General features: G+C 71.1%; 23 protein-coding genes and 1 pseudogene. 4 read left to right on the forward strand and 20 right to left on the reverse strand.

All coding sequences use genetic code 11. The annotated features are described in order from the left end of the window. Positions 1 to 74 precede the first annotated feature (74 nt). The gene (locus J7E96_RS14520) at positions 75 to 713 is read right to left on the reverse strand and encodes a LysE family translocator (protein WP_215131194.1); all 639 of its coding nucleotides are present in this window, start codon (positions 711 to 713) and stop codon (positions 75 to 77) included. 206 nt (positions 714 to 919) lie between these two features. Here J7E96_RS14520 and J7E96_RS14525 point away from each other — a divergent pair, with 206 nt between their 5' ends. The 3 genes from J7E96_RS14525 (at position 920) to J7E96_RS14535 (ending at position 3,977) form a co-directional block, all read left to right on the forward strand. Then, on the forward strand, positions 920 to 1,840 hold the full coding sequence (locus tag J7E96_RS14525) for an SGNH/GDSL hydrolase family protein (RefSeq protein WP_215131196.1): 921 nt from the start codon (positions 920 to 922) through the stop codon (positions 1,838 to 1,840). A 153-nt stretch (positions 1,841 to 1,993) separates the two neighbouring features. Continuing rightward, positions 1,994 to 3,328 carry an erythromycin esterase family protein gene (locus J7E96_RS14530; RefSeq protein WP_215131198.1) on the forward strand — a complete coding sequence of 445 codons (1,335 nt, stop codon included), beginning with the start codon at positions 1,994 to 1,996 and terminating at the stop codon, positions 3,326 to 3,328. Between the two features lie 64 nt (positions 3,329 to 3,392). Further along, positions 3,393 to 3,977 carry an antibiotic biosynthesis monooxygenase gene (locus J7E96_RS14535; RefSeq protein ID WP_215131200.1) on the forward strand — a complete coding sequence of 195 codons (585 nt, stop codon included), beginning with the start codon at positions 3,393 to 3,395 and terminating at the stop codon, positions 3,975 to 3,977. A gap of 39 nt (positions 3,978 to 4,016) precedes the next feature. Here the strand turns inward: J7E96_RS14535 and J7E96_RS14540 are convergent, their stop codons facing one another. From J7E96_RS14540 to J7E96_RS14560, 6 genes and pseudogenes are all read right to left on the reverse strand, one after another. Beyond that, entirely contained in the window at positions 4,017 to 4,802 is a 786-nt protein-coding gene (locus tag J7E96_RS14540; protein WP_215131202.1) for an ABC transporter ATP-binding protein, read from the reverse strand. Next, the gene (locus J7E96_RS14545; RefSeq protein ID WP_215131204.1) at positions 4,799 to 5,803 is read right to left on the reverse strand and encodes an ABC transporter ATP-binding protein; all 1,005 of its coding nucleotides are present in this window, start codon (positions 5,801 to 5,803) and stop codon (positions 4,799 to 4,801) included. The genes J7E96_RS14540 and J7E96_RS14545 overlap by 4 nt, the downstream gene beginning before the upstream one ends. Continuing rightward, positions 5,800 to 6,882 (reverse strand): ABC transporter permease subunit, encoded by a 1,083-nt coding sequence (locus tag J7E96_RS38795; RefSeq protein ID WP_374196670.1) that lies wholly within the window; start codon positions 6,880 to 6,882, stop codon positions 5,800 to 5,802. Before J7E96_RS38795 ends, J7E96_RS14545 begins: the two co-directional genes overlap by 4 nt. Positions 6,883 to 6,994: 112 nt before the next feature. After that, a pseudogene (locus tag J7E96_RS38800) lies at positions 6,995 to 7,465 on the reverse strand (ABC transporter substrate-binding protein); the annotation flags it as partial. A gap of 214 nt (positions 7,466 to 7,679) precedes the next feature. After that, a complete protein-coding gene (locus J7E96_RS37375) occupies positions 7,680 to 8,462 on the reverse strand; it encodes a class I SAM-dependent methyltransferase (protein ID WP_308295958.1) in 783 nt (260 codons plus the stop codon). A gap of 470 nt (positions 8,463 to 8,932) precedes the next feature. Then, a complete protein-coding gene (locus J7E96_RS14560; RefSeq protein ID WP_308295959.1) occupies positions 8,933 to 9,592 on the reverse strand; it encodes a hypothetical protein in 660 nt (219 codons plus the stop codon). Between the two features lie 163 nt (positions 9,593 to 9,755). On the opposite strand from J7E96_RS14560, the gene J7E96_RS14565 reads away from it, so the two are divergent. Further along, positions 9,756 to 10,106, forward strand: a complete 351-nt coding sequence (locus J7E96_RS14565; protein WP_215131208.1) for a DUF779 domain-containing protein — start codon at positions 9,756 to 9,758, stop codon at positions 10,104 to 10,106. A gap of 20 nt (positions 10,107 to 10,126) precedes the next feature. Here the strand turns inward: J7E96_RS14565 and J7E96_RS14570 are convergent, their stop codons facing one another. The 13 genes from J7E96_RS14570 to J7E96_RS14630 all read right to left on the reverse strand — a co-directional run bounded on the left by J7E96_RS14570 (position 10,127) and on the right by J7E96_RS14630 (position 24,241). Continuing rightward, complete coding sequence (locus J7E96_RS14570) at positions 10,127 to 11,704, reverse strand: hypothetical protein (RefSeq protein ID WP_215131210.1); 1,578 nt, start codon at positions 11,702 to 11,704, stop codon at positions 10,127 to 10,129. A gap of 79 nt (positions 11,705 to 11,783) precedes the next feature. Further along, entirely contained in the window at positions 11,784 to 11,978 is a 195-nt protein-coding gene (locus J7E96_RS14575; RefSeq protein ID WP_215131212.1) for a hypothetical protein, read from the reverse strand. A gap of 120 nt (positions 11,979 to 12,098) precedes the next feature. Continuing rightward, positions 12,099 to 12,983, reverse strand: coding sequence for a phosphatidylinositol-specific phospholipase C/glycerophosphodiester phosphodiesterase family protein (locus tag J7E96_RS14580; RefSeq protein WP_215131214.1), 885 nt, complete (start codon positions 12,981 to 12,983; stop codon positions 12,099 to 12,101). Between the two features lie 135 nt (positions 12,984 to 13,118). Beyond that, a complete protein-coding gene (locus tag J7E96_RS14585; protein WP_215131216.1) occupies positions 13,119 to 13,778 on the reverse strand; it encodes an ABC transporter ATP-binding protein in 660 nt (219 codons plus the stop codon). Beyond that, on the reverse strand, positions 13,771 to 14,667 hold the full coding sequence (locus J7E96_RS14590; protein ID WP_215131409.1) for an ABC transporter ATP-binding protein: 897 nt from the start codon (positions 14,665 to 14,667) through the stop codon (positions 13,771 to 13,773). The genes J7E96_RS14585 and J7E96_RS14590 overlap by 8 nt, the downstream gene beginning before the upstream one ends. Positions 14,668 to 14,897: 230 nt before the next feature. After that, on the reverse strand, positions 14,898 to 15,779 hold the full coding sequence (locus J7E96_RS14595) for an ABC transporter permease (RefSeq protein ID WP_215131218.1): 882 nt from the start codon (positions 15,777 to 15,779) through the stop codon (positions 14,898 to 14,900). Then, on the reverse strand, positions 15,772 to 16,737 hold the full coding sequence (locus J7E96_RS14600) for an ABC transporter permease (RefSeq protein ID WP_215131220.1): 966 nt from the start codon (positions 16,735 to 16,737) through the stop codon (positions 15,772 to 15,774). Before J7E96_RS14600 ends, J7E96_RS14595 begins: the two co-directional genes overlap by 8 nt. A 38-nt stretch (positions 16,738 to 16,775) precedes the next feature. Next, positions 16,776 to 18,371, reverse strand: coding sequence for an ABC transporter substrate-binding protein (locus J7E96_RS14605; RefSeq protein WP_215131222.1), 1,596 nt, complete (start codon positions 18,369 to 18,371; stop codon positions 16,776 to 16,778). A gap of 89 nt (positions 18,372 to 18,460) precedes the next feature. Beyond that, entirely contained in the window at positions 18,461 to 19,573 is a 1,113-nt protein-coding gene (locus tag J7E96_RS14610) for an acyl-CoA dehydrogenase family protein (RefSeq protein ID WP_215131224.1), read from the reverse strand. Further along, entirely contained in the window at positions 19,570 to 20,751 is a 1,182-nt protein-coding gene (locus J7E96_RS14615; protein ID WP_215131226.1) for an acyl-CoA dehydrogenase family protein, read from the reverse strand. Before J7E96_RS14615 ends, J7E96_RS14610 begins: the two co-directional genes overlap by 4 nt. After that, positions 20,748 to 21,716, reverse strand: coding sequence for an NADPH:quinone oxidoreductase family protein (locus J7E96_RS14620; protein ID WP_215131229.1), 969 nt, complete (start codon positions 21,714 to 21,716; stop codon positions 20,748 to 20,750). The genes J7E96_RS14615 and J7E96_RS14620 overlap by 4 nt, the downstream gene beginning before the upstream one ends. A gap of 108 nt (positions 21,717 to 21,824) precedes the next feature. Then, on the reverse strand, positions 21,825 to 22,859 hold the full coding sequence (locus tag J7E96_RS14625; RefSeq protein ID WP_215131231.1) for a hemolysin family protein: 1,035 nt from the start codon (positions 22,857 to 22,859) through the stop codon (positions 21,825 to 21,827). After that, positions 22,856 to 24,241, reverse strand: a complete 1,386-nt coding sequence (locus J7E96_RS14630; protein WP_215131233.1) for a hemolysin family protein — start codon at positions 24,239 to 24,241, stop codon at positions 22,856 to 22,858. The genes J7E96_RS14625 and J7E96_RS14630 overlap by 4 nt, the downstream gene beginning before the upstream one ends. Positions 24,242 to 24,469 lie beyond the last annotated feature (228 nt).

A 24,469-nucleotide genomic window follows, 5' to 3' on the forward strand; every position in this document is an offset into this window, starting at 1 on the left:
TTCGAACAGCTCGTGCTCCCCCTCCGACTCTCCCACCGGTGCGGCCTCGGGGCACGTGCAGCCGACAAAGGCGCCTAGTCCTTGCGGCCCGTCGCGGCGACGGTGACGCCGAGGCCGATCATCGTGAGCCCACCGACCCCGCCGACCATGGCGAGCCGCTGCGGTGAGCGGGCGAACCAGCTCCGCGTGGTGGCCGCGACCAGTCCCCACACGCTGTCGGAAGCCACCGCGATGACATTGAAGACCAGGCCGAGCAACAGCATCTGAGCCGTGACGTTCCCCTGGCCACGGTCGACGAACTGGGGCAGTACGGCGGCGAAGAACACGATGGTCTTGGGGTTGGCCACGCCGACCGCGAAGCCCTCCCAGAACGTGCGCATGCTGCCATGCGCAGGAGCGTCACCGGTGAACGCGGCATGCAACGACGCGCGCTGCCGCACCGCCTTGACGCCGAGATACACCAAGTACGCGGCGCCCACGAGCTTCAGCACCGTGAAGGCGAGCACCGAGCGCTCCACGACGGCCCCGACGCCGAGTGCCACGGCCACGACGAGGACGTACGCTCCGACCGTGTTCCCCACGACCGTGGTCAGCGCGGCGCGGCGCCCCTGCGCCAACGCCCGCCCGATCACGAAAAGCACGCTGGGGCCGGGAATCACGATCAGCAGGAACGACATGGCCGCGAATGCCAGCAGCCGGTCAGTGGACACCATGAAGCCCATGCAATCACGGAGTCCGGTCACGCCCACAGCCCATTTCCGGCCTGCTGGCGCTTTTCCGGCCCCGGACCGGCCGGGACCGCACGAAGCCTGCGATTTGTCACCTGCGCGACTGGACGTCCGTGCCTCGCGGGTCCAGGGTGGGTCCCCCAATTGCCGCGCGGAGGGGGCCGGTTGTGAGGCGACGGAGCAGGCGATCAGTGGTTCTGGCCGCGCTCGCGCTGGCCTGGGTGACCGGTTGCTCCGATCCCTCGGACGCCTCCATCGCTGCCGCTCCCCCACCGGCGGGTCCCGGTGCGCCGACCGCCGCGCGGCCGGTGGAGTCCGCTTCGGTCCCGCCGACCGGCGCACCGGCGCAGTCGCAGCCGCCCCGCGAGAAGTCGCGTGTGCTCTACCTCGGGGACTCACTCGCCATGGAGACCCAGCGCGTCCTGGCCGACCGTATCTCCGCCGCGGGGCGGGCGACCGTACACAGTGCGCCGTATTCCGGTACGACCCTGTGCGACTACCTGGCCGACACGGCCCGCGATTCGCTCGTGCCGCCACAGGACAAGGCTGCCGCCCTGGTCAGGTCGCAGCGGCCGAAGGTCGTCGTCCTGCAGTTCTGGGGCAACTCCTGGGCGTACACCCCCTGCATGGACTCGATTCCCCAAGGGGGTGGGTCGCGCTACTACACCCGCTACGCGGCCGACGCGAAAGCGCTCACGGAGCAGATCGCGGCGGCGGCACGCGACGTCGGGATCCCCCGTCCCAGAATCGTCTGGGTGCTGCAGGGCCCGGACGCCTTCTCACCGGATCGCGTCCGCCGGGTCAACGGCATCTACCGGGCCCAGGCGGCTGCCGGCCGGGACCTGGTGGCGGACGCCGGCCTGTCGGTGAGCCCGGCGGGTGCCCGCTACACCTGGGCGCAACGGCTGCCCTGCAACGACGACGAGCGGGCCCGCTCGCAGGATTGCCGCGGCGGGCTCACCGCTGTGCACCGGGACGACGACCATCTGCACTTCTGCCTCGCACCGACCACCAAGACGCCGCGACCTTGTCCAGTGCATTCACCTGGCATCGTGCGGTACTGCGAGGCGATCGCCACGGTCGTCGACGCCGGGCTGCGCCCGCGCGCCTGACCGCTCGCACTTCGTTCACTGCGCAGCGTGACAACGTACGCCTCACCTGTCTCGCCAGGATTCCCGCGCATCACAGCGCGCGACTGCGGGTACCCGACCGCTGCCACCGGGCAAAGCTGGACCGGTGACTGTCTGTCCGGAGAGGGATTTCGCATGGTGCGCAGGAACGCGACACCGGGCGCGCAACCTCAGATCGCGCAGGTTCGTGAGACCGCCCTTCCCCTGACGGGCGCGCAGTCGTTGGATCCGCTGCTGGAGCGGATCGGCGACGCCCGTTACGTGCTGCTGGGCGAGGCGTCGCACGGCACCGCCGAGTACTACCGGTGGCGCAACGTGCTGACCCGCCGCCTGATCGAGGAGAAGGACTTCTCCTTCGTCGCCGTGGAGGGCGACTGGCCCGACTGCCAGGCCTTGCACTGCTCCGTTACGGCAGTCCCTCTGGCACCCGAGGACCCGATAGACGTACTGGAACACTTCGACCGCTGGCCGGCCTGGATGTGGGCCAACACCGACGTCGCCCGCTTCAGCCGCTGGCTTCGCGGCCACAACGCCGCCCTGCCGCAGCACCAGCGAGTGGGCTTCTTCGGACTCGATGTGTACAGCCTGTGGGAGTCGCTGCAAGCGGTACGCGACTACCTGGGCGCGAACGCCCCGAAGGCGGTGGCCCACGCCTTGGAGGCCTACCGTTGCTTCGAGCCGTACGCCGAGGATCCCCAGTCCTACGCCCTGTCCACCGAGCTCGTACCGTCCGGCTGTGAACCGGAGGTCCTCGCGCTCCTCGTCCAGCTGCGACGCAGCACAGAGGAGGCCGCCGCGGCCGACGGCAGCCTGGCCGAGTTTGCTGCGCGGCAGAACGCGGAGGTGCTGGTGGGCGCCGAGCGCTACTACCGGGCGATGCTGCGGGGCGGGCCGCATTCGTGGAACATCCGGGATCACCACATGGCCGACACTCTCGACCGGCTCATGGAGTACTACGGGCCACGGGCAAAGGCAGTGGTGTGGGAGCACAACACCCACGTCGGGGACGCCCGCGCCACGGACATGGCGGCGGCCGGCATGGTCAGCGTCGGTCAGCTGGTACGGGAGCGCCACGCCGCCGACGGCGTCGTCCTGGCCGGATTCGGCTCGTACGAGGGCACCGTCATCGCCTCCGATTTCTGGGGCGGCGCCCCCAAGGTCATGTGGGTCCCACCGGCCCGCGAGGGCAGCCTCGAAGACCTGCTGCACCGGGCGCTGCCCGACAGCGACAGCCTCTTCGTGTTCCCGCCCGGCCGCCGGCGTGACCGCTGGCTCCAGGAGGAGTACGACCATCGCGCGATCGGGGTGGTCTACCAGCCTCAGCGCGAGAAGTGGGGCAACTACGTCGCCACCGTCCTCGGCGAACGCTACGACGCCTTCTGTTTCCTGGACCGCACCACCGCGCTGGCCCCCCTCCACACCGTGCCGGCCGACACGGGTGAAGAGGAGACCTGGCCTGTCGGCGTGTAACCCCGCACCTTGACCGCCTAGGGTGGAGCCCGGCGCGGCACGGGACATACGAGGAGACGAACCAGTGACCGCGATCAGCCTTGAGCACGCCGCCGTACCGGCCGACACCGGAGAAGTGACGCTACTCATCGCCCGTAAGGTGGAGCCGGGCCACGAGGCCGCCTTCGAGAAGTGGGCGTCGGGCATTCTCGAAACCGCCGCCGCATTTCCCGGGCATCTTGGGTACGGCCTGTTCCGGCCGTCGGCAGACGGCAGCCCGTGGTTCCTCGTCCACCGCTTCCGCGATGCCGCCGCGTGCCGGACATGGCAAGAGTCACCGGAACGGGCAGCGTGGTTCGACCACTGCGAGGGGCACCGTCACACCGAGATCGCGCGGCGCGAGCTGACGGGCATGGAAACCTGGTTCGCCAAGCCGGGGTCCGTGCAGCCGGCCCCGCCCCGCTGGAAGATGGCGATCAGTTCGTCCCTCGCTGTCTACCCGATCTCGCTGATCGCCAACGTCACGTTCATCCAGCCGCTCGCCACCACACTGCCGCTGCTCGTCAACACGGCTGTGATATCAGTGGTGTTGAGTGTGGGCATGACGTACGTGGCCATGCCCGCCGTCAGTCGGCTGCTGCGCGGATGGCTCTGCAAGCACCGGGTCTGACCGGCCGGCGGACGACGTCCTCGGTCGGGCGCGTACCGCTCAGCGGACGGCGGGGAGAGCGGGCACGGCTGCCAGCAGCTCGCGCGTATACGCGTGCGAGGGGGTCTCGCACACCTCCGCGACCGCGCCCTCCTCCACGATCCGTCCCCGGTGCAGCACCGCGACCCGGTGTGCCACATGCCGTACGAGCGCGAGGTCGTGGCAGATGAGGAGACAGCCGAGCCCGAGCTCGTCCTGGAGGCCGGTCAGCAGATTCATCACCCCCGCCCGGACGGACGGGTCAAGTCCGGAAACCGGTTCGTCCAGCACCAGCACCTTCGGGCGGCACGCCAGGGCGCGGGCGATGCCGACGCGCTGGCACTGGCCACCGGACAGCTCCTGCGGCAGGCGCGCGCCCAGGGAACCGTCGAGCCCGACGAGTTCCAGCAGCTCCGCGACCCGGGCCCGGCCGGCCACCGGGTCCCAGCGGCCCTGTACCCGCAGTGGCTCCGCGATGGCGTCCCGCACCCGCAGTCTGGGACTGAGCGATCCGTACGGGTCCTGGAAGACCGGCTGCAACGCGGACCGCAGCGCCCGCAGTTCCGGCTCCCGCAGCGTCGTGAGCTCCCGCCCTTCGAAGCGGACCGAGCCCGACTCGGGGCGTCGCAGCATCAGTACGGCCGCCGCGGTGCTGGACTTGCCGGAGCCGGACTCCCCGACCAGGGCAAGCGTCTGTCCCGCGCCGACTGCGAAGGAGACCCGGTCCACGGCCAGGACCGGCTCTCCCCGCCGTCCGCGCCCCGGATAGCGAACGGTCAGGTCCTCGACCTCCAGCAGCGGAATCATGCGGCGCTCTCCTCGAACAACCGCGTGAGCGGTACGGGAAGTTCTCCCCGGCGGTGACACGCCACGGTTCGCCCGGCCGCGGCAACCGCCGGCTCGGGCGGGGTCTTCGTGCAGGAGTGCTCGGCGGCCGGACAGCGGGGGGCGAAGGCGCAGCCCGGCGGCAGCGCCGAGAGGGAGGGCGGCGCGCCGGCGATCGACGGCAGCCTTCGGCCGGTGGCACGCGCTGTGTGTACAAGCGGCAGGGAGGCGATCAGTCCTGCGGTGTACGGGGCAAGGGGCGCCGTAAAGACTTCTGCGACCGGTCCCGATTCCACGGGTCGCCCCGCGTACATCACCAGCACCCGGTCGGCGTGGCCGACGACGGTCCCGAGGTCGTGGGTGATCAGGACGAGCGCCGCGCCGGTCTCCTTCCTGATGTCGCCGAGCAAGGTGAGGATCTGCGCCTGCACGGTCGGGTCGAGGGCGGTCGTCGGCTCGTCGGCGAAGACCAGCTCCGGCTCGTTGATCATGGCCATCGCGATGACGGCACGCTGGCGCATGCCGCCGGAGAACTCGTGAGGGTACGCCCGGGCGCGCCGCCCGGCGTCCGCGATGCCGACCCGGTCGAGCGCGGCGACCGCGGCTGCGAAGGCGGCTTTCCGTCCGATGCCGCGACGCACGGACCGTACGGCGAGAGCGAGTTGCTCGCCGACGGTGTGCACGGGACTGAGTACGGACAGCGCGTCCTGCGGCACGAAGGCCGTCCGCCGCCCCCGCAGTTCCCGGTACGCCGACTGAGGCGCCCCCACCCACTCCCGGCCGCCGAACCGCACGCTCCCCCGCATCTCGGCCCCGGCCGGCAGCAGGCCCAGCACGGCCCGCGCGGTCAGTGATTTGCCGGCCCCCGACTCCCCCACGACGGCGAGCGCTTCGCCCGCCCGCACCGTGAAGGACACTCCGCGCACGGCGTGCAGCCCGCGCACGGTGATGTGCAGGTCCCGTACGTCGAGAAGAGGTCTCATGGGGAGCTTCCTTCCAGAGAGCCGCGCAGTCGGCGTCGTACACCTGCGAAGAGCTCTCGCCCCGCCGCCGGCGCGGGCAGTGTGGACAAGGACACCGCCAGTGCGGCCAGCAGCAACAGCATCGCCGCGGGCGCCAAGGCGGCCCAGGGCGCCCGCTCGACGTACGGCAGTGACTCCGACAGCGTCAGCCCCCACTCCGGCGCCGGAGGCTGTGCGCCCAGGCCCAGGAAACCGAGGGAGGCCAGGGCCAGGGCGATGCCGGGGAGGCGGAGGACGGCGTGGCGGGCGACGGGGGCGGCGACCGCCGGGAGGATGTGGCGGGTCAGGATCCACGACGGCGGGGAGCCGATCGCGCGCTGCGCGGTGAGATGGGCCGCGGCGCGGGTCTCCTGGACCAGCGCCGCCGCGTGCGCGGCGAGCGGCGGCCAGGAGACCAGGGCGACCGCGAGGGAGGCGGCGAGGGTGCCGGTGCCCAGGATCGCCGCGACGAGGATGCCGGCGATCACCGGTGGCACCGCGTTCGCGGACTCCGCGGCGCCCGACGCGAGGCGCGGCAGGAATCCGGCGGCCACGGCGATGACGTACGAGCCCAAGCAGACCAGCACCGCGACCCCCACCGTGGCCGCCGCCCCGTGCCCGACCCGGGCGAGGACGTCACGGCCGAGCGAGTCGGTGCCGAGCGGATGCGCCCAGCCCGGCGCGCCGAGCCTGGCCGCCGTATCGACGCGCAACGGGTCGAGCAGCAGACCCCAGCAGATCACGGCCATCAGCGACAGAGCGCAGACGACCGGCACCGCCCGGCGCAGCCGCCCTGCCTCCGCCGCGACCGGCGCGGGCAGCGACAGGGCGGCGTCCCGCAGCCCAGGTCCGAGCATCCGGTGCCGCGCGGCCTGCGCCACCACACCGGCGGCCAGACCCAGCAGTACGAGGGCGAGCACCGACCCCTGCAGCAGCGGCAGGTCCTGTGACTCCGCGGCCCCGAGCGCGGTACGCCCGATGCCGGGCACCGCGAACACCGTTTCCACCGCCACCGCGCCGCCCGTCAGCCCGACGGCGACCAGACCGAGCTGCGGCAGCACGGCCGGCATGGCGCGGCGCAGCGCCGCCCGCGCGATGACGCCCGGTGTGCAGCCCGGCGGCCTTGGCCTTGTCGCCCCAGTAGCCGTCGTAGCGGTCGAGCGTGGCGGTCGTGGTGCCGTTGACCTTCACCAGCTCGTACGCGCCGCTGCCGTGGCCGACCGGGTTCACCTTGCCGTTCTTCCCGTACGCGCTTCGGGCGAGGACGGACAGCTGCGGCGAGGAGAGCCGATGCGGCACCAGGGGGTCCGTATCGGCGGTGGTGACGAGGAGCTTGTCGCCGTCGGCCTTCGCGGTCAGTTCCACGCCGTCGAGGATGCGGGGCTTGGGAGAGGCCTTGGTGGCGCGGGTGAGCGCGTGGGCGGCGACCTCGGCGGTGAGTTCGCTGCCGTCGTGGAAGGTCACGCCGTCGCGGACGGTGAATTCCCAGGTCCTGTCGGACGTGCGCTCCCAGTCGGTGGCCAGAGCGGGCTGGGCGTCGCCCTCCTCGTCGAGGTTGATCAGCGTCTCGGCCGTGGACCAGCGCGAGAGCTTGAACGCGTCGTCGCTCAGGGGGGACAGGCCGGAGCGGGGCGGCTGCAGCATCGCGAGCCTGATCCGGTCGCCGCGGCCGGCTCCGGAGCCGGAGGTCTCGTTTTCACCTGCCGCGGCGAAGCAGCCGGTCAGGAGCAGGGCTGACACTGCCGCCAGGCCGGTGGAGAGCAGGGGTATGCGCAGGTGCACGGGTACTCCGGGGGGCGGTGCGGGCGGTGAGGAATGAGGAATGAGTGAATGTGAAACTAGCACATGACATTCGTTCTCAATAAGCCGCCGGGTCTGGAGTGCGGCGGACGCACAGGATGTCGTGGGCGTGACCGATGACGTACGTGCCGTCCGGACGGGCGAAGTGCTTTTCCACGTACGCGACGAGGTCGGCTCTGGCGGGCAGGGGATCGAGGCTGGGCAGCACGGGCACATTGACCATGAACTCAGCCACGTCCACGGCTTCGGCGAAGCGCGTGGTCCGGTAGCGGACGTCGAGCGTCTCGATGGACCAGCCGGACACCTGCGCCGTCAATTCCCCGAGTTGGCGGGCGAAGGGCCGCATATCGAAGCGCGTACCGGTGAAGTGCTCCACCATGCGCATGCAGGCGTTGCCGGGGCTCTGCAACACGACCAGGAGCGTGCCGCCCGGCGCCACCCAGCCGAGCACGCGCCTCAGGGTGGGCAGCCAGGCCTCCTCGGGCAGGTAGTACAGGACGTGCGAGAGAAGGGCGAGGTCCGCTGTGTCCCTGAGATCCGCGCCGTCCCCGTCGGCGCTCTCAATGGGCTGAGCCACGACAACGGCGCCGGGGCACGCCTGGACGAGCCTTTCCCGCATCGCGGCGCTGGGTTCGACCGCCACCGTCCGATCGAAACGCCGCCCCAGATGGGCGGTGGTCTGCCCCGCGCCCGCCCCCACGTCCAGGAACACCCGCCGCCGTTCAAGCCCTGCGACGAGGTCCGCCAGCCGGGCGTGGGTGACGGCCTTCTCGTCCGTACCGGACAGAAACAGCTCGAACGCCCGCCGGTACGCGTCACTCGACACGTCCAGTACGCGCACCGGACCAGAATCCGCAGACAGCGAACACACTCCGCACCAACCCTTCCATCAACCCGATTTCCATGGCCGGACCATGGCACCTCATAGCGGTGCGGCCGACGCGCATAGACGTTCCTGCCCGCGCGCCGGACCGCCCGGGCGGGTACAGCTGAGGCGGTCCGCGGGTCGCCGGCGAGTGAGGGGATCAGCGACCCGGCGCTCTCCGTCACGGTTCGGCTGAGTTGCCCGGCGTCCTGGTCCGACAGGCCGGTGCTGGTGAGGCGGCCGCGCAGGAAGTGTCGGCAGGCGGAGGCCGAGCTTGGGTCGTTCACCCAGAAGGCGGCCAATTGGGGCCGACACCGATCCGCTGACCTCGCCGGGTGCGCGTGGACTGGAGTTGCTGACACGGCTCGCGCTCGGCCACCGCGACCAGGCGGCGGCGCTGTTCCACAGCGGCGGCGTAGAAGCCGCCGGGCGGCTGGTTCCCTGGTTCAGTTCTTGCTGTCATCCCAGGCGGAGAATCCGAAGCTGCGGACAAGAAGCAGCAGTGCGGCGGCAAGCCGCCAGTCGACCCACTCAACGTGTATATGCACGTCGTCGTTACTGGACCGGAACTCCAGCGGCGTCTCCGTGCCGGTACGCCAGATGATCCGCCGTGGCCCACGCGCGGCGTCGCCGCCACCCCCCACAAGGCTGCCCACCACGATCGCCGCCTGGACCGGGAAGAGCAGCCACCACACGTACCACCAGAAGATCCGGCCCTTGAAGCCGACGGCCTCCGGCGCGCCGGTCTGTACCACTGTCCAGCGCGTACGCAGGCCGCTGCCCGACAGCGCCCTCTCGCGCGTGAGCGTACCGATGGCTTCGCCCTGCTCTCCCAGGACTTGGTACGTGGCGACGCCGTCGGACGCGGCCGTGGTGACGACGGTGGCGATCCGGCGCCGGCGGTGCGGGTCGGCCCACAGGGCGAAGGAGCGGGTGCCGTTCTTGCGCGCCGCTAGATAGGCCGGGACACCTCCGGGCGGCAGTTCACGTTCCACATGAGCTGCCACGCGTGAGGCGCCGCCCTCGGTCTCCGCGTACTTCACCTCGTGTTCCAGGTCGTGCGGGTTGGCCCTGGGTTCGGACACCAGGCGTAGCGTCGCGCTCACCGGAATTCTCCTCGTCGATCTTCTTTTCGTACGCTCCGCATGATCGCATCCGACGTCTGGGCGACCGAGTTCCGCCCTCGCGTGCAACCACCTCGCAACCTTGCGGGGCGTTGGCTGGGTCATTGCCTCAATGACACGTCGATGAACCGGAATGGGCGACACGATGACTGACACGCCTCGCGTGGAGCTCACCCCCGCGGCCGCCGGTCTGGTGCGGCGGCTGCGGGAGGCCCACGGCCCGTTGATGTTCCACCAGTCGGGCGGCTGCTGCGACGGCAGTGCGCCCATGTGTTATCCGGACGGCGAGTTCCGTACGGGCGGCTCCGACGTACTTCTGGAATCCCTGACGGTCGAGGGCGTCCAGGAGGCGGTCCCCTTCTGGATGTCCGTCTCGCAGTACGAGGTGTGGCGGCACACCCGGCTGATCGTCGACGTGGTGGAAGGGCGCGGCAGTGGTTTCTCCCTGGAGGCGCCGGAAGGGGTGCGGTTCCTGATCCGGTCGCGGCTGATCTGACCGGTTCGCGTGCGCCGCCGTCAGTCCCGGTCACGCACCGCCACGATGCCGTTGAAGACACCGGCGTAGGCGGTGCCGTCCGGGCCGATGGTGATCGGCGCCCAGTTGTTGTCGTACGCCGGGCCCGTGCCGGTGAGCTGCCGCCAGCGGGTCTTTCCCGTACGGAAGTCGACGGCTGTCAGGTACCAGGCGTCGATGCCCAGCCGGTTCGGTTCCTTCGCGTAGAAGTAGAGCAGTCCGTTGGCGGTGGAGAGCTTGGGGACGGTCGACGGGGATCGTACGTCGCTCTCCCAGACGGTGTCGCAGCCGCTGCCGTTCTCGCGTACGTCGATCCGTGTGGCGCCGCCGGGGACGCTGCGTCCCAGGAGCAGCGACGACGGGTTCTCGTAGCCGTAGTTGTTCTCGACGACGAGGCTGTTGCCCCAGCTGATGAGGGAGTTGTCCGTGGTGGATTTCCCGGCGGCGAAGACGGGCACCTTGCACACCAGTCGGTCGTTCCCGGGAACGTTCGTTGCGCGTCGGTAGACAAGGACGTTCATCCGGTCGTCGGCGTTGTCGGTGATCGCCACGTAGTCGTCGCCGAACAGGTCGGGGGTGGTGCCCGATCCTTGGTTGACGGAGCCGGGCTTGGTTCCCGTTCCCCGGTCGTACGTCTGGCGCCACCGCACCCGGGGTGTGCCGTCGGGGTCGGCGCGGAAGCTGTAGAGGGCGTGGTCGGAGACGATCGAGACGCCGTCCTCGGCCACCGAGAAGGAGTTCTGGATCTCCTCCCCTTCGAGCCGGACGGCACGGATCCGGCCCGTCTGCGGGTCTACTGTGCCGACGCGGCCGAGCCGGGTCACCCACCAGACGCGTCCCTGCCAGTCGGGCATCACGGAGGTCACGGGATCGCACGTGCCGCTGGGGTAGAGGTTCGTCCAGGTCACGCAGTCGTGCGGGACGTGCGCGGTGAGGTCCCAGTCGTCCTCGACCACGAAGCGCCAACTGCCGTCGGCCGTCCGCTCGTGCGCTATCCGCAGGACATGCTGGCGGGAGTCGGCGAGTACCACCCGGTCCTGGTTGTCGAGGTAGAAGTAGGCGCCGCCCGAGGTGTCCTTGAAAATCTTCTCGAAGTCGAGGCGGGTGATGGCCTCCACGGTCGAAGAGCGCTGCGGCAGCTTGTACTCGGCGAGGGTGGCGAGCGTTCGCGGGTGCAGCAGTTTGAGCCGGAAGCCCTGGAACGTGCCGCAGACGGTGATCAGGCGGCCCGCCACGTCGAAGGTGGCGGTCGCGCACTCGCCGCCCAGCGCCGCGATCTTCTGGCTGGTGACCTGCGGGTCGCGTCCCAGCGGCCCTGAGTACGGGTGGGTGCCGCTGCCCGCGCCGTCCGCGTGCATGCCACTGCGGCCGTTGGGGGCGAGGAAGGGGGGCTGAGGGGGTGCGTCGCCGGGGACCGGCTGTGCGATGGCCGGCTCGCCCTCGTACGAGCCGACGAGCCGGTGGCCCGGCGCCTTGGGTATCTCTTCGGCGAGGGCGCAGCCCGGCGGCAGCACCGCCGGGACAACGAGTGCCAGGGCGAGGGCCAGTGCACGCGCGTACGCTCTGCAGGACCGGGACATCGGGCTCCTTGGACGGGGGCGGGTCGCGCCGCCGCCCGACGCTAGAGCCGACTCCTTGAAGTGTCCATGGAAATCAGCGTCACGGTCGGAGGTCGCCGACCACGTCCGCGGTGGCGGCGATCCCGTTCTGGATGGTCGGAGCCATGCTCGTACCGGCCAGGAAGAAGCCGAGCAGGGCGCAGACCAGTGCGTGCGAGACCTTCAGTCCCCCGTTGCGCAGGAAGATCACCGCGAGAATCAGCAGAAGCAGCACCAACGAGATCGAAATGGCCATGGTCAACCTCCTCCGCCGCGCCTGAATTGCGGCATTCGGCCGTCAGTCTGGCCTAGCGGAGGGCCCATCCGGGCGGAAGACGTGTCCGCCGTACGGGTGTTGACTGGGTGTGATGGCGGACTACGCGTCGTGCGTACGCAGGAATCGCTCCAGGCCGGCGAGGTCGTCGGTGTTGATGTGGTCCACGTCCGCGGCGAGCAGCTCGGTCCAGACGGAGTCGCGCGCGGGTCCCGGCAGGTCGGGTGTGGCCCAGAAACGGACCCGCTGACCGCGTCGGCGGGCGGCGGAGACGATGGCGTGCAGCTTGGCCCGCTCGGCGGCGGGGAAGGGGCCCGCGCCCTGCCAGGTGAAACTGTGCGTCCAGTTGCTGCTGATCAGCGGGATGAAGGAGGCGGGGGCCGGGGCGGCGGCGCCGAGGTCGTCGAGGCGCCCGTCGTAGAAGGCGTGGCGCACACGCTGTGCCTCCATGGGGGCGCGGGCGGCGCGGTCGCCGGAGATGACGGGGGTCACCGCGCCGGGGCGGACTTTCCCGTGTGCGCACGTACTCAGCATCCGGCGGTGGCGGCGCAGTTGGCGGTGCAGTTCGGTGTAGGCGGCGGCGCCTTCGTTCTTGATGTCGATGAGCAGCTGCACGGGGCGGCGGTATCCGCGGTATACGGAGCCGTGGTTGGCCCTGACTCTGGCCGCGAGGGGGGCCAGGTAGAGCGATTCCAGGGTGCGGGAGGGGTCGAGGCCGAGCGGGTCGTGGGCGACGAGGAGCTGTCCGTCGACGAGGAAGATGTCCGCCTCGACACTGGTGAAGCCGTGGGAGAGGGCGTCGAGGAGCGGGCGATCGTGCTCGTAGTCATTGTGCGCGTGAGCGCGGCGCAGTGGCTTGTGGTGCCTCTGTGGCCTCTGGGGGTTCGTCTCGGCGGCCTGGGCGTACGCGGGAACGGCGATGGTTCCCGCGAGGGCGGCGGCGAGGGTGGTGACGACTCTGCGGCGGGTGGGCGCGGCGACGGCCATGGTGCCTCCGGAGGTGTACGGGGCGTGCGGGACTCCGGCGAGTATCCGCCCCGTACAGCACCAATGGGCAGGGCCCTGACAAGAGTTCGGCCACCCGTCGACCGCGGTTCAGAGGAGGTTGGCGGCTCGTCGGGCTCAGGCCGCCGCGACGTCCTCCCAGCTGACCGTACGGTCGCACCAGCGCTCCAGGAGGACGCGGTCGTGGCCGACCGTCAGCAGGCCGGCGCCGCGTTCGCGCCGGTACTCCTCGACCACCGCGACCAGGGCTGCCGTCGTCGACGCGTCCAGCATCGCTGTCATCTCGTCGCACACCAGCCAGCGCGGACGCAGCACCAGGGCGCGGGCCAGGCAGGCGCGTTGGAGCTGGCCGTCGCTCACCTCGTGCGGGCGCCGGCCGAGGAGGTCGTCGCCGAGGCCGACGGTCTCGGACAGCTCGCTCACGGTGGCGGCCGCTTCGTTACGCCGTCCAGTGGCGCGCAGGGGTTCCGCGATCAGGTCGCGCAGGCGCAGGCGGGGGTCGGCGGACAGCCGGGGCTGCTGGAAGACCACGCCGATCGCTGTGCGCTGTTCGCGCGGGGCGCGGTGGCGCCAGCCGGTGACGACGCGGCCGTCGAAGGTGACGGTCCCCGCGTCGGGGCGGTGCAGGAGGGCGGCGACCCTGGCGAGCGTCGACTTGCCGCACCCGCTCGGCCCGAGCAGGCCGACCGCTTCGCCGGGGGCGACGGTGAGGTGCGCGTCCCGTACGACCGGCGCCCCGCGCTCGTAACCAGCGGTGATCGCGTCCAGTTCAAGCACGGGCGGCACGCTCCTCGGCGGGCGGGTGGTGGCAGGCGATGCCGTCCACGAAGTCGGGCTGTACGGCGCAGGCGTCGGTGGCGTACGCACAGCGGGCCGCGAAGGCGCACCCCGGGGGCAGGTCACCGAGCTCGGGCGGCATGCCGGGGATCGGCGCGAACGCGCGCTCGGGGAGGGCGTTGAGCAGGCCGCGGGCGTACGGGTGCCGGGGGCCGGGCGCTGCGAAGAAGCGGGTGGCTTCGGCAACTTCGACGATCCTTGCGGCGTACATCACCGCGACGCGGTCGGCGATGCGCTCGGCGGCCGCGAGGTCATGCGTGATCATCAGCAGCGCGTGGCCCTCGTCGACGTGCCGGCGCAGCTCGTCGACGGTGCGGTCGACGAGGTCGCGGTCGAGGCCGGTGGTCGGCTCGTCCGCGAGCAGCAGGGGCGCGTCGCCGACGAGGGCGAGGGCGGTCGCGGCGCGCTGGGCGAGGCCCCCGGACAGCTCGTGCGGGTAGCGGCCGAGATGGTCCACGGGGAACGCGGCCCGCTCGGCCGCCGCGCGCAGGTCGTGCTTTCGCGTGCCGGTCAGCTCGCGCAGCGTCTCTTCGAGCTGCGCTCCGACGGTCCGTACGGGGGTGAGGTGCGCGGCGGGACTCTGGGGTACGAGTCCGATACGGCGGCCCCGGACCGTGCGCGCCAGGGTGCGTTCGTCGGCGGTGAGCAGATCGACGTCCCCGAGGCGCGCGGAACCGGCGGTCTGGGCGTTGCCGGGGAGCAGCCCCAGCAGCGCGGAGGCGAGCACGGACTTGCCGCACCCGCTCTCGCCGACGAGGGCGAGGCACTCCCCCTGTGCCAGGTCGAAGTCGGCGTCGGTGACGGCGGCGATGTACCGCCCCCCACGCATCCGGAACCGCACGGACAGCCCCCGTACGGACAACAGGGGCGTCGTGGCGTCGTTCTCCGTGTCGATGTCCGACCCGGAAACGGCCGCCTCATGAACGTTCCCCGGAACAGACCCGAGCGCGACACGGGAACGCTCGGTTGCTTCCGCCGCGCACGGCGCGATCGCCGTCGCTGTCCGCGCGTCGGGGGTGACACCGGCCGAGGAGGCCGGTTCGGCGTTCTTGGGCGTCGTCACAGCATCAGCTCCGATCGGCGGCGGGGATTGATCCGCTCCCGCCAGGCGCCGGCCAGGCCCGCGATGGCGAGGGTCGGGATGATCAGCAGGAGGCCGGGGAAAAGGGTGGGCCACCAGTCGCCGGCCAGCAGCGAACTGCGCGCCGACTGGACCAGGTTGCCCAGGCTCGCCTGGTGCGTCGGCAGGCCGAGGCCCAGGAACGAGAGCGCCGACTCGTGCCACATCGCGTGCGGGACCATCAGCACGGCCGCGAGACCCGCCTGCGGCAGTACGCCCGGCAACAGGTGCCGTACGGCGACCCGCCACCGCGACGCGCCACCCGAGACCGCCGCGTCGATGTACGGGCGCGAGCGCAGCGACAGCACCTCGGAGCGGACGATACGGGCCGTGGACAGCCAGTGCGTCAGCGCCACCGACACGATCACCGGCCACACCCCCGGCCGGAACATCGCGACGATGAAGATGCCGAGCAGCAGATGCGGGATGGAGGAGAAGGTGTCGACCAGGCGCATCACCAAGCGGTCGGTCCAGCCGCCGAACGCCGCGGCCGCCGCCCCCACCGCCGTACCGATGAACGTCGCGACGAGGGCCGCGACGAGCCCGACCAGGAGCGAGACGCGCAACCCGTACACGCAGCGCAGCAACAGGTCGCGCCCGACGTCGTCCGTCCCGAAGGGGTGGGCCAGGGACGGCGGCTGGAGCTTCATCGACAAGTCGACGGCCTGCTGGTCGAGGTTGGCCAGCGGCGGTACGACGAGCACCGCGAGCACCACCGCCGCCACGATCACGGCGGAGGTGCGGACTCGGAACGTGCGCGTCGAGCGGCGGGTGCGCCCGTGGGAGTGCCATACAGCCGTTTCAGCAGCCGGTTCAGCCATCGAAGCCCACCCTCGGGTCCGCGAGTCCGTACAGCAGGTCGGAGAGGAGGTTCCCGGCGAGGACCGCCGCCGTGGCGAGCACCGTCAGCGCCGCGAGGAGGGGAAAGTCCACGGAGGTCGCCGCCTGTACCGTCGCCGCCGCGATGCCCGGCCAGCTGAAGACCGTCTCCACGAGCAGCGCGCCGGTGATGAGTTCGGGCACCCGTGAGCCGACGAGTGTGAGTGTCGGCAGCATTCCGGAGCGCAGGGCGTGCCCGAGCAGCACAGTGCGCTCACCGAGGCCCCGCGCGCGGGCGCCGCGTACCGGGTCCTCCTCCAGCGCGTCGGCGACACCCTGGCGTACGTAGAGAAAGAACCAGGGAAGCTGCGAAACCCCGAGAACGGCCGCCGGGAGTACCAGGTGTGTGGCGACCTGCCCGAAGGTGATCACGTCGCTGTCGGTGTCGGTCAGGCCGCCCGCCGGCAGTACGCCCAGCTCCAGCGCGAAGAACCACATGGCGAGCAGTCCCAGCCAGAAGGCGGGCGCCGCTTCCAGGGTGTACGCCGCCGAGGTGACCGCCCGGTCCAGCCAGCCGCCCTGCCTGCGCGCGGCCAGTACGCCCAGCGACGTACCGAACAGGATCGCGACGAGGAACGCGGTGACGGCGAGGAGCACCGACCAGCCGAGGCGTTCGGCGATGACGTCGGTGACGGGCTGTCGCATCACGCTGGAGTCGCCGAGGTCCCCGGTGAGGGCCGAGGTCAGCCAGTGCCACCAGCGTTCGACGAGCGGCTGGTCGACGCCGAGGTTGGCCCGCAGCTGGTCGAGGTTCTCCTGCGAGGCGGTGAGGCCGGCGGTGCCCGCGTATGCCTTCACGGGGTCGAAGGGCGAGGCTGCGGCGACGGCGAACACGCCGAACGTCACCACCAGCAGGACGGGGGCGGCGAACAGGATCCGCCGCCCCGCCATCCTCGCCATCGGCCCCCAGGGGAGCTTTCGGCTCCCGCCCGGGTGTGTCACTTCTTCGGCGTCCAGTCCTCGACGTTCCACCACGGGCCCGAGGCCAGGCCGTGGTCGTGCGGCTCGGTCTGCGTCGTCAGCCCGGACCACTTGTCGTCGACGACGTACAGGTGGTCGATGTGGGTGAGGAAGGTGTAGCCGGGGTTCTTCACGAGCTCGCGCTGGACGGTGTCGTACGCGGCCCTGCGGTCGGCCGTCTCGCCGCTCTCACGACCGGCCTTGAGCGCCTTGTCGACGGCCGGGTTGTCGTACCAGGCCATGTTGTTGAAGGCGTCGCCCGCGAGGGAGGACTGAAGCAGCGTGTACTGGTCGAAGTCCGGGTCGCCGGGCGCGCCGCCGCCCGCGAGCACGGCGTCGTGCTTCATGCGCGGCATGATGGCCTCCCAGGTGCCCGCCTGGGTCTTGATGTCGATGCCGGCCTTCTTCGCGTCGGACGCGTAGGCGAGGGCGTGGTCCTGTCGGAGCTTGTCGCCGGAGAGGTACCAGAGCGGGAACTGGGCGCGTACGCCGTCCTTGACGCGGATGCCGTCGGCGCCCGGCTTCCAGCCCGCCTCGTCGAGGATCTTCTTCGCCTTGGCGAGGTCGTGGACGCGCTCGGTGCCCTTGGCGAACCAGGGGCTGTCCGTCGGGACGGGACCGTACGCCGGCTTGCCCGCGCCTTCCAGGATCTTGTCCACCATGGCCTGGCGGTCGACGGCGACGTCGAGGGCCCGCCGTATGTCCGTGTCGCCCGCGACCTTGTTGCGCGTCGGCAGGGTCACGGTGCGGTAGTCGAAGGACCTGGCGGCGTACGTTGTACGACTGCTGTCGTCCTTGAACGTCTTGGCGAGGTTGGGCGGCAGGATGGCGCCGTCGAGGTCGCCGGTGCGCAGTCGCGTGGCGCGTACGTCGTCGTCCTTGATGATCGCCATGGTGAACTTCTTCACCTTCGGCGCGCCGCCCCAGTAACCGGGGTTGGCCTTGAAGCTGAGCTTCTCGCCCCTGGACCAGCCGGTGAGGACGTACGGTCCGGTGCCGACCGGCTTCGTCGTGAAGGAGCCGCTGTTGACGTCCTGCTTGCCCGCGACGTGCTCGGGAGCGATCGGAAGGACGGTGCGCTCGGCGAACGGCGCGTACGGGTACTTGAGCGTGAAGACGACCCTGTGGTCGCCGTCGGCCCTGACGTCCTTGATCGCGTCGAGTTCGGTCTTGGAGGCGTTGTTGGTCTTCTTGTCGAGGATGGTCTTGTACGTGAAGACGACGTCCTTCGACGTGAAGGGCTTGCCGTCGCTGAACTTCACGCCCTCACGCAGGGTGTACGTGTACGTCTTGCCGTCGGCAGTGACTTCGGGCAGCTCGGCCGCGAGCGCCGGCTGGAGCTTCATCTCGTCGTCGAAGGTGAGCAGCCCGTCGAAGATCTTCGAGTTGCCGTCCTTGCCGTAGCCGAGGAGCGGGCTGAGCGTCTCCGGCTCGTACGCGATGCCGACGACCGCGGAATCCCCGGCTCCGCGCCCGGTCCCGGACGCGCCCGGCTTCGAACAGGCCGCCGCGGTGATGGCCAGTGTTCCGGCCAGCGCCGCGGCGGCCGCCCCACGTATGGATCGGGACAGCATGGCTCTCCACACCCCTAAACAAGATCAACAGTTATTGCGAACGACTCGCAATTAAACCGCATGTAGAGGGGTGCTTGATCCACTGATCCTTACCGGGGTGCCGGCAGACCGACCAGGTCCGCCACCGCCTCCGTGTGCCGGCCGGGCGCGCCCAGCGCGATCGAGTCGGCCTTGGCTCGCTTCAGGTACAGGTGCGCTGGGTGCTCCCAGGTCATGCCGATGCCGCCGTGCAGTTGTACGCACTCCTCGGCCGCGTGCACCGCGACCCGTGAGCAGTACGTCTGCGCGACCGCCACCGCGAGGGGCGCGTCCTCGCTGCCCGTGGCCAGGGCGTCGGCGGCGTTGCGGGCGGCGGCCCGCGCCGAGACGACCTCCAGCCACAGCTGCGCCATGCGGTGCTTGAGCGCCTGGAAGGAACCGACCGGGCGGTTGAACTGCTTGCGGTCGCGCGTGTAGCGGACGACCTCCTCCAGACACCACTCCGCGAGCCCCAGCTGCTCCGAGGCGAGCAGTCCGGCCCCGGCGAGCAGTCCGCGCCGTACGGGAGCCGCCGCCGAGCCGGCGAGCCGGCGGCCGGGGGCACCGTCGAGGGTGACGGTGGCCAGCGGCCGGGTCAGGTCGAGCGGCGTCAGCGACTCGATGGTGACGCCCGGCGCCCCCGTCTCCACCGCGTACAGCCCGTCTTCGGCCGGTACGAGCAGGACCTTGGCGGCGGCCGCGTCCGCGACGCCGGTGATACGTCCGCTCAGTGAGCCGCCGTCCGCCCGTACCGCACCGGACAGTTCGGCCGAGGGAGCGGCGGCCAGCGGAGCGGCGAGCACCACGACCGTACGGCCGCCCGCGAGCGCGCCGAGCAGCTCCGCGACGGCCGCGTCCTCCGTGTCGCATCCCAGCAGCGTCTCGGCGGCAACGACCGCGCCGGTGAGGTACGGGGCCGGGGCGACGCTGCGTCCGAGCTCCTCCAGCACCACGGCGGCCTCGCGATGCGTCGCGCCCTGACCGCCGAGCTTCTCGGGCACAAGGAGGCCAGCGAGCCCCATGTCGGTGGCCAGTGAGGCCCACAGCCGCGGGTCGTACGGGGTGTCCGACTCCGCGCGGGTGAGCACGGCCGCGGCGTCGCAGCGGTCGGCGAGGAGGGAGCGTACGGCCGCGCGCAGGTCGTCCTCGGCCTCGGAGTACAGCAGATCGGGCTGAGATGTCATCGAGCCAGGTCCTTCCAGGCGATGTCCTTGTCGCTGCGCGGCTCGGACGGCAGGCCGAGTACGCGTTCGGCGACGATGTTGAGCAGCACCTCGCTCGTACCGCCTTCGATGCTGTTGCCCTTGGAGCGCAGGTAGCGGTAGCCGGCGTCGCGGCCGGTGAAGTCGACGAGTTCCGGGCGGCGCATGGTCCAATCGTCGTACAACAGCCCTTCCTCGCCGCGCAGTTCCACCTCCAGGCCGCTGATCTCCTGGTTGAGGCGGGCGAAGGCGAGCTTCATGCCCGAGCCCTCGGGTCCCGGCTGCCCGGCCACGAGTTGCTGGCGCAGCCGCTCTCCGGCGAGGCGGGCGACCTCGGCCTCGACCCACAGGTCCAGCAGGCGCTGGTGCAGGTCGTGGGTGCGCAGTTCGGGGCGCTCGCGCCAGGTCTGGGCGACGGGGCCGATCATGCCGCCCTCGCGCGGGATGCGGGAGCCGCCGATCGAGACGCGCTCGTTCATGAGCGTGGTCTGGGCGACCTTCCAGCCCTCGCCGACGGCGCCGAGGCGCCGGCTGTCGGGGATGCGTACGCCGGTGAGGAAGACCTCGTTGAACTCGGCCTCGCCGGTGATCTGGCGCAGCGGCCTGACCTCGACCCCCGGGTCGGTCATGTCGCAGACGAAGTACGTGATGCCCTGGTGCTTGGGCAGGTCGGGGTCCGTACGGGCGATGAGGATCGCCCAGCGCGCCACATGGGCGCTGGAGGTCCACACCTTCTGCCCGTCGACGACCCAGTCGTCACCGTCGCGCACCGCGCGCGTGCCGAGCGCCGCGAGGTCCGAGCCGGCGCCCGGCTCACTGAACAGCTGGCACCACACCTCCTCGCCGACCCACAGGGGCCGCAGCAGGCTCTGCTTCTGCTCGTCCGTACCGAAGCGCAGGATGGTCGGCGCGGCCATGCCGAGGCCGATGCCGATGCGCCGCGGGTCGTTGTCGGGCGCGCCGGCCGCCGCCAGCTCCGCGTCCACGACGGTCTGGAGGGAGCGGGGCACCCCGAGACCGCCGAGACCCACCGGGTAGTGCACCCAGGCGAGTCCGGCGTCGAAGCGCGCCTTGAGGAAGTCCGTACGGTCCGTGGTGGCCGGCGGATGGGCCGCCAGCAACTCCTTCGTAAGGCTTCGTACTTCCGCCGCGTCCGTCATCGGGCCATCCCCTCGGGTACGACGACCACGCGTCCGGTGGTCGTGCCGTCGGCGACGCGCTGGACGGCGTCCGCCGCGTCCTTCATGGCTACGCGCTCACTCACCAGGGGCTTGATGGCGCCCTCGGCGGCCAGCTTGGTCAGCTCCTGGTGGCAGGCGAGGATCGCGGCCGGGTCCATGGTGTTGTAAAGGCCCCAATGGAGGCCGAGGATCGCGTAGTTCTTCACCAGGGCGTGGTTGAGGCCCGGCGAGGGGATCGCGCCACTGGCGAAGCCGACGACGACGATGCGCCCCTCGAAGGCGACGCACTTGACCGACTTGGCGTACGCGTCGCCGCCGACCGGGTCGTAGACCACATCCGCGCCCCGCCCGCCGGTGGCCTCCTTGACCTTGGCGACGATGTCCTCGCTGCGCCGGTCGATGACCAGGTCACAGCCCAGCTCCTGGGCGATCCGGGCCTTGTCCGGGCCGCCGACGACGCCGATGACGGTGGCGCCCGCGGCCTTGCCGAGCTGTACGGCGGCGCTTCCGACGCCGCCCGCCGCCGCGTGCACCAGCAGGGTCTCCCCCGCCTCGATGCGCGCCCTGCGGTGCAGGCCGAACCAGCCCGTCTGATAACCGATGTGCAGGGCGGCCGCTTCGGCGTCGTCCAGCGACTCAGGGGCGGGCAGTACCGTGGCCGCGTCAACGACGACGTACTCCGCGAAACCGCCGTGCGGCAGCGCCGGGTTGGCGATCACCCGGCGGCCGTCCTGAGTCTCACCGCAGATCTCGACGCCCGGAGTGAAGGGCAGCGGCGGCCTCACCTGGTACTGGCCTCGGCAGAGCAGGGCGTCGGGAAAGTTGATGTTCGCGGCGCGCACCTTCAGCAGAAGCTGCCCTTCGCCCGGCGTGGGCTTCTCGACCTCGTCGAGCCGCATCACCTCGCCGGGCTCGCCGTTCTCGTGCACTCGCCATGCCTGCATCCGAGATCCTCCACAACACCGTAGGCAGTACCACGCTCGCGCATACTAAGCGGTCGCTTGCCCGGATGGGAACAGTCTCGGCACCATCGGCTCAGCGCGCCGACGTCGTCAGACCGGGACCGCCCCGCCCGCCGCCGCCGGCCCGACGAGCTCTTCCAGTACGTCCTCCATGGTCACGAAGCCGATGACGGTGCCCTTGCCGCCCGTGACGGCGGCCAGGTGCGTGCCCGCGGCCCGCATGGCGGTCATGGTGTCGTCGAGCGGCGTGTCGATCTCGACCCGGATCACCGGGTGCAGCGCTCCGCGCGGGAACGGCCGGGTGCGCTCCACGACGCCGAGGGCGTCCTTGATGTGCAGGTAACCCAGCACCTCGTCGCCCGGCCCGGTGACCGGCAGCCGGGAGAATCCCCAGGTCGCCGCCGCCCGCTCCAGCTGCTGCGGGGTGGTGGTGTGGTCGAGGGTGACGATCCTGCTGAGCGGCACCATCACCTCACCCACCGGCCGGTTGCCCAGCTCCAGGGCGTCGCGCAGGCGCTCACCGTCGGCCGGCGCCAGCAGACCGGCCTCGCTGGAGTCCTTGACGAGACGGACGAGCTGGTCGTCGGTGAAGACGGACGTCACCTCGTTCTGCGGCTCCACCCTGAGCATCCGCAGCAGCACGTTGGCGAACGCGTTGATACCGAAAATGACCGGCCGCAGAGCGCGGGTCAGCGCCACCAGCGCCGGAGCCAGTGCCAGCGCGGTCGGGACCGGGGCGGCGAGTGCGATGTTCTTCGGAACCATCTCGCCGATGAGCATGTGCAGGTACGTCGCCAGCGTCAGTGCGATCACGAACGCGATCGGGTGGATCAGCCCGTCCGGTACGCCGACGGCCTGGAACGGCGGTTCCAGCAGGTGGGCGATGGCCGGCTCGGCGACCGCACCGAGGACGAGCGAGGAGATGGTGATGCCGAGCTGCGCGGAGGCCATCACGGCCGACAGGTGCTCAAGGCCCCACAGGGTGCTCTTGGCGCGGCGGCTGCCCTGGAGTGCCTGCGGTTCGATCTGGCTGCGGCGTACGGAGATGAGAGCGAACTCCGCGCCGACGAAGAACGCGTTGGTGAGGAGGGTGAGCGCGCCGATGGCGAGCTGGAGGGCGGTCATCGGGCGTCCTCGGCGATCTTCGCTGCGGAAACGGGTGCGGAAACGGGTGCGGCCACGGAGTCCACCGACGCCCGTGCGGGTGCGGGTGCGGTGATCCGTACCCGGTCCGCGCGGTGGTGCTCCACGTCGAGGACGGCGAGCTTCCAGTCGTCGACGTCGAGCCGGTCGGCGGGCGCCGGGATGCGCTCCAGGCGCGTCGCGATGAGCCCGGCGAGTGTCTCGTACGGGCCGTCCGGGGCGGTGAAGCCGATCTCCTGGAGCTGGTCCAGGCGGACGCTGCCGTCCGCTTCCCACACCGCGTGGCCGTCCGGCGACGGGTCACCGGCCGCGAGGCCGGGGCGTTCGTCCGGGTCGTGCTCGTCGCGTACCTCGCCGACGACTTCTTCGACGACGTCCTCGACCGTGGCGACGCCCGCCGTCCCGCCGTACTCGTCGATCACCACGGCCATGGTGCGGCTGCGGCGCAGCTGCTGAAGCATCCGGTCCACCGGGAGCGAGTCGGGTACGAGCAGTGGCGCGGTGGTCAGCTCGGTGATCGGAGTCCGGTCCCGCTTCGTCTCGTCCAGGGCGAGTACGTCGCGGATGTGAACCGTGCCGATCACCTCGTCCAGCGTGCCCCGGTAGACGGGGAACCGGGACAGGCCGGTCGCCAGGGTGAGGTTGGCGGCGTCGGCGGCGGTGGCGCGGGCCTCCAGAGCCTGGACGTCCACGCGCGGCGTCATGACGTTCTCCGCGGTCAGCGAGCTCAGGTGCAGGGTACGGACGAACAGTTCGGCGGAGTCCTCCTCGATCGCGCCCTCGCGCGCGGAGTGCTGCGCCAGCGCGACCAGCTCCTGCGGCGTACGGGCGGACGCCAGTTCCTCGGCGGGTTCCAGGCCGAAGCGTCGCACCATGCGGTTCGCCGTGTTGTTGAGGTGGCGGATCAGCGGCCCGAAGGCGGCGGTGAACGCGCGCTGCGGTCCGGCCACGACCTTGGCGACGGCCAGCGGATTGGAGATCGCCCAGTTCTTGGGAACGAGCTCGCCGACCACCATGAGCACCACGGTGGACACGGCGACGCCGAGAAACGTCGCGACGGTGGACACGGCCCCGGCGGGCAGCCCGGCGGCTTCCAGGGGGCCGCGCAGCAGTACGGCCAGGGACGGCTCGGCGAGCATGCCGATGACCAGCGAGGTCACGGTGATGCCCAGCTGGGCGCCCGAGAGCTGGAAGGTCAGGCGCTTGGCCGCCCTCAGGGCGCTCACCGCGCCCCGTTCACCGGCCTGCGCGGCCCGTTCCAGCTCGCCACGCTCGACCGTGGTCAGCGAGAACTCGGCCGCGACGAACAACGCACACGCGAGGGTGAGTGCGAGAGCGAGGAGCAGCAGAAGGACTTCGATCACCGTGCCACCTCCGCCCCACGGTCGGACGGGACGGGAATGGCACGGCTCGTACTGGGAGGCTCACCCATTGCGGTACTGCAGCTCCTTCTTGGTTCAAGTTCCGGGCGGGACGAAGATCCCCGCCCCCCAATCGTAAAGGGGGCGCAAAACGATGTCAGGTGCCACGTGACAGCGGTCACATCCACAGTACGGCCGGACACAGCGCGGCCCCCGGGCCGATCGATCGCC

Source organism: Streptomyces sp. ISL-96, from assembly GCF_018614035.1.
Lineage (GTDB): Bacteria > Actinomycetota > Actinomycetes > Streptomycetales > Streptomycetaceae > Streptomyces.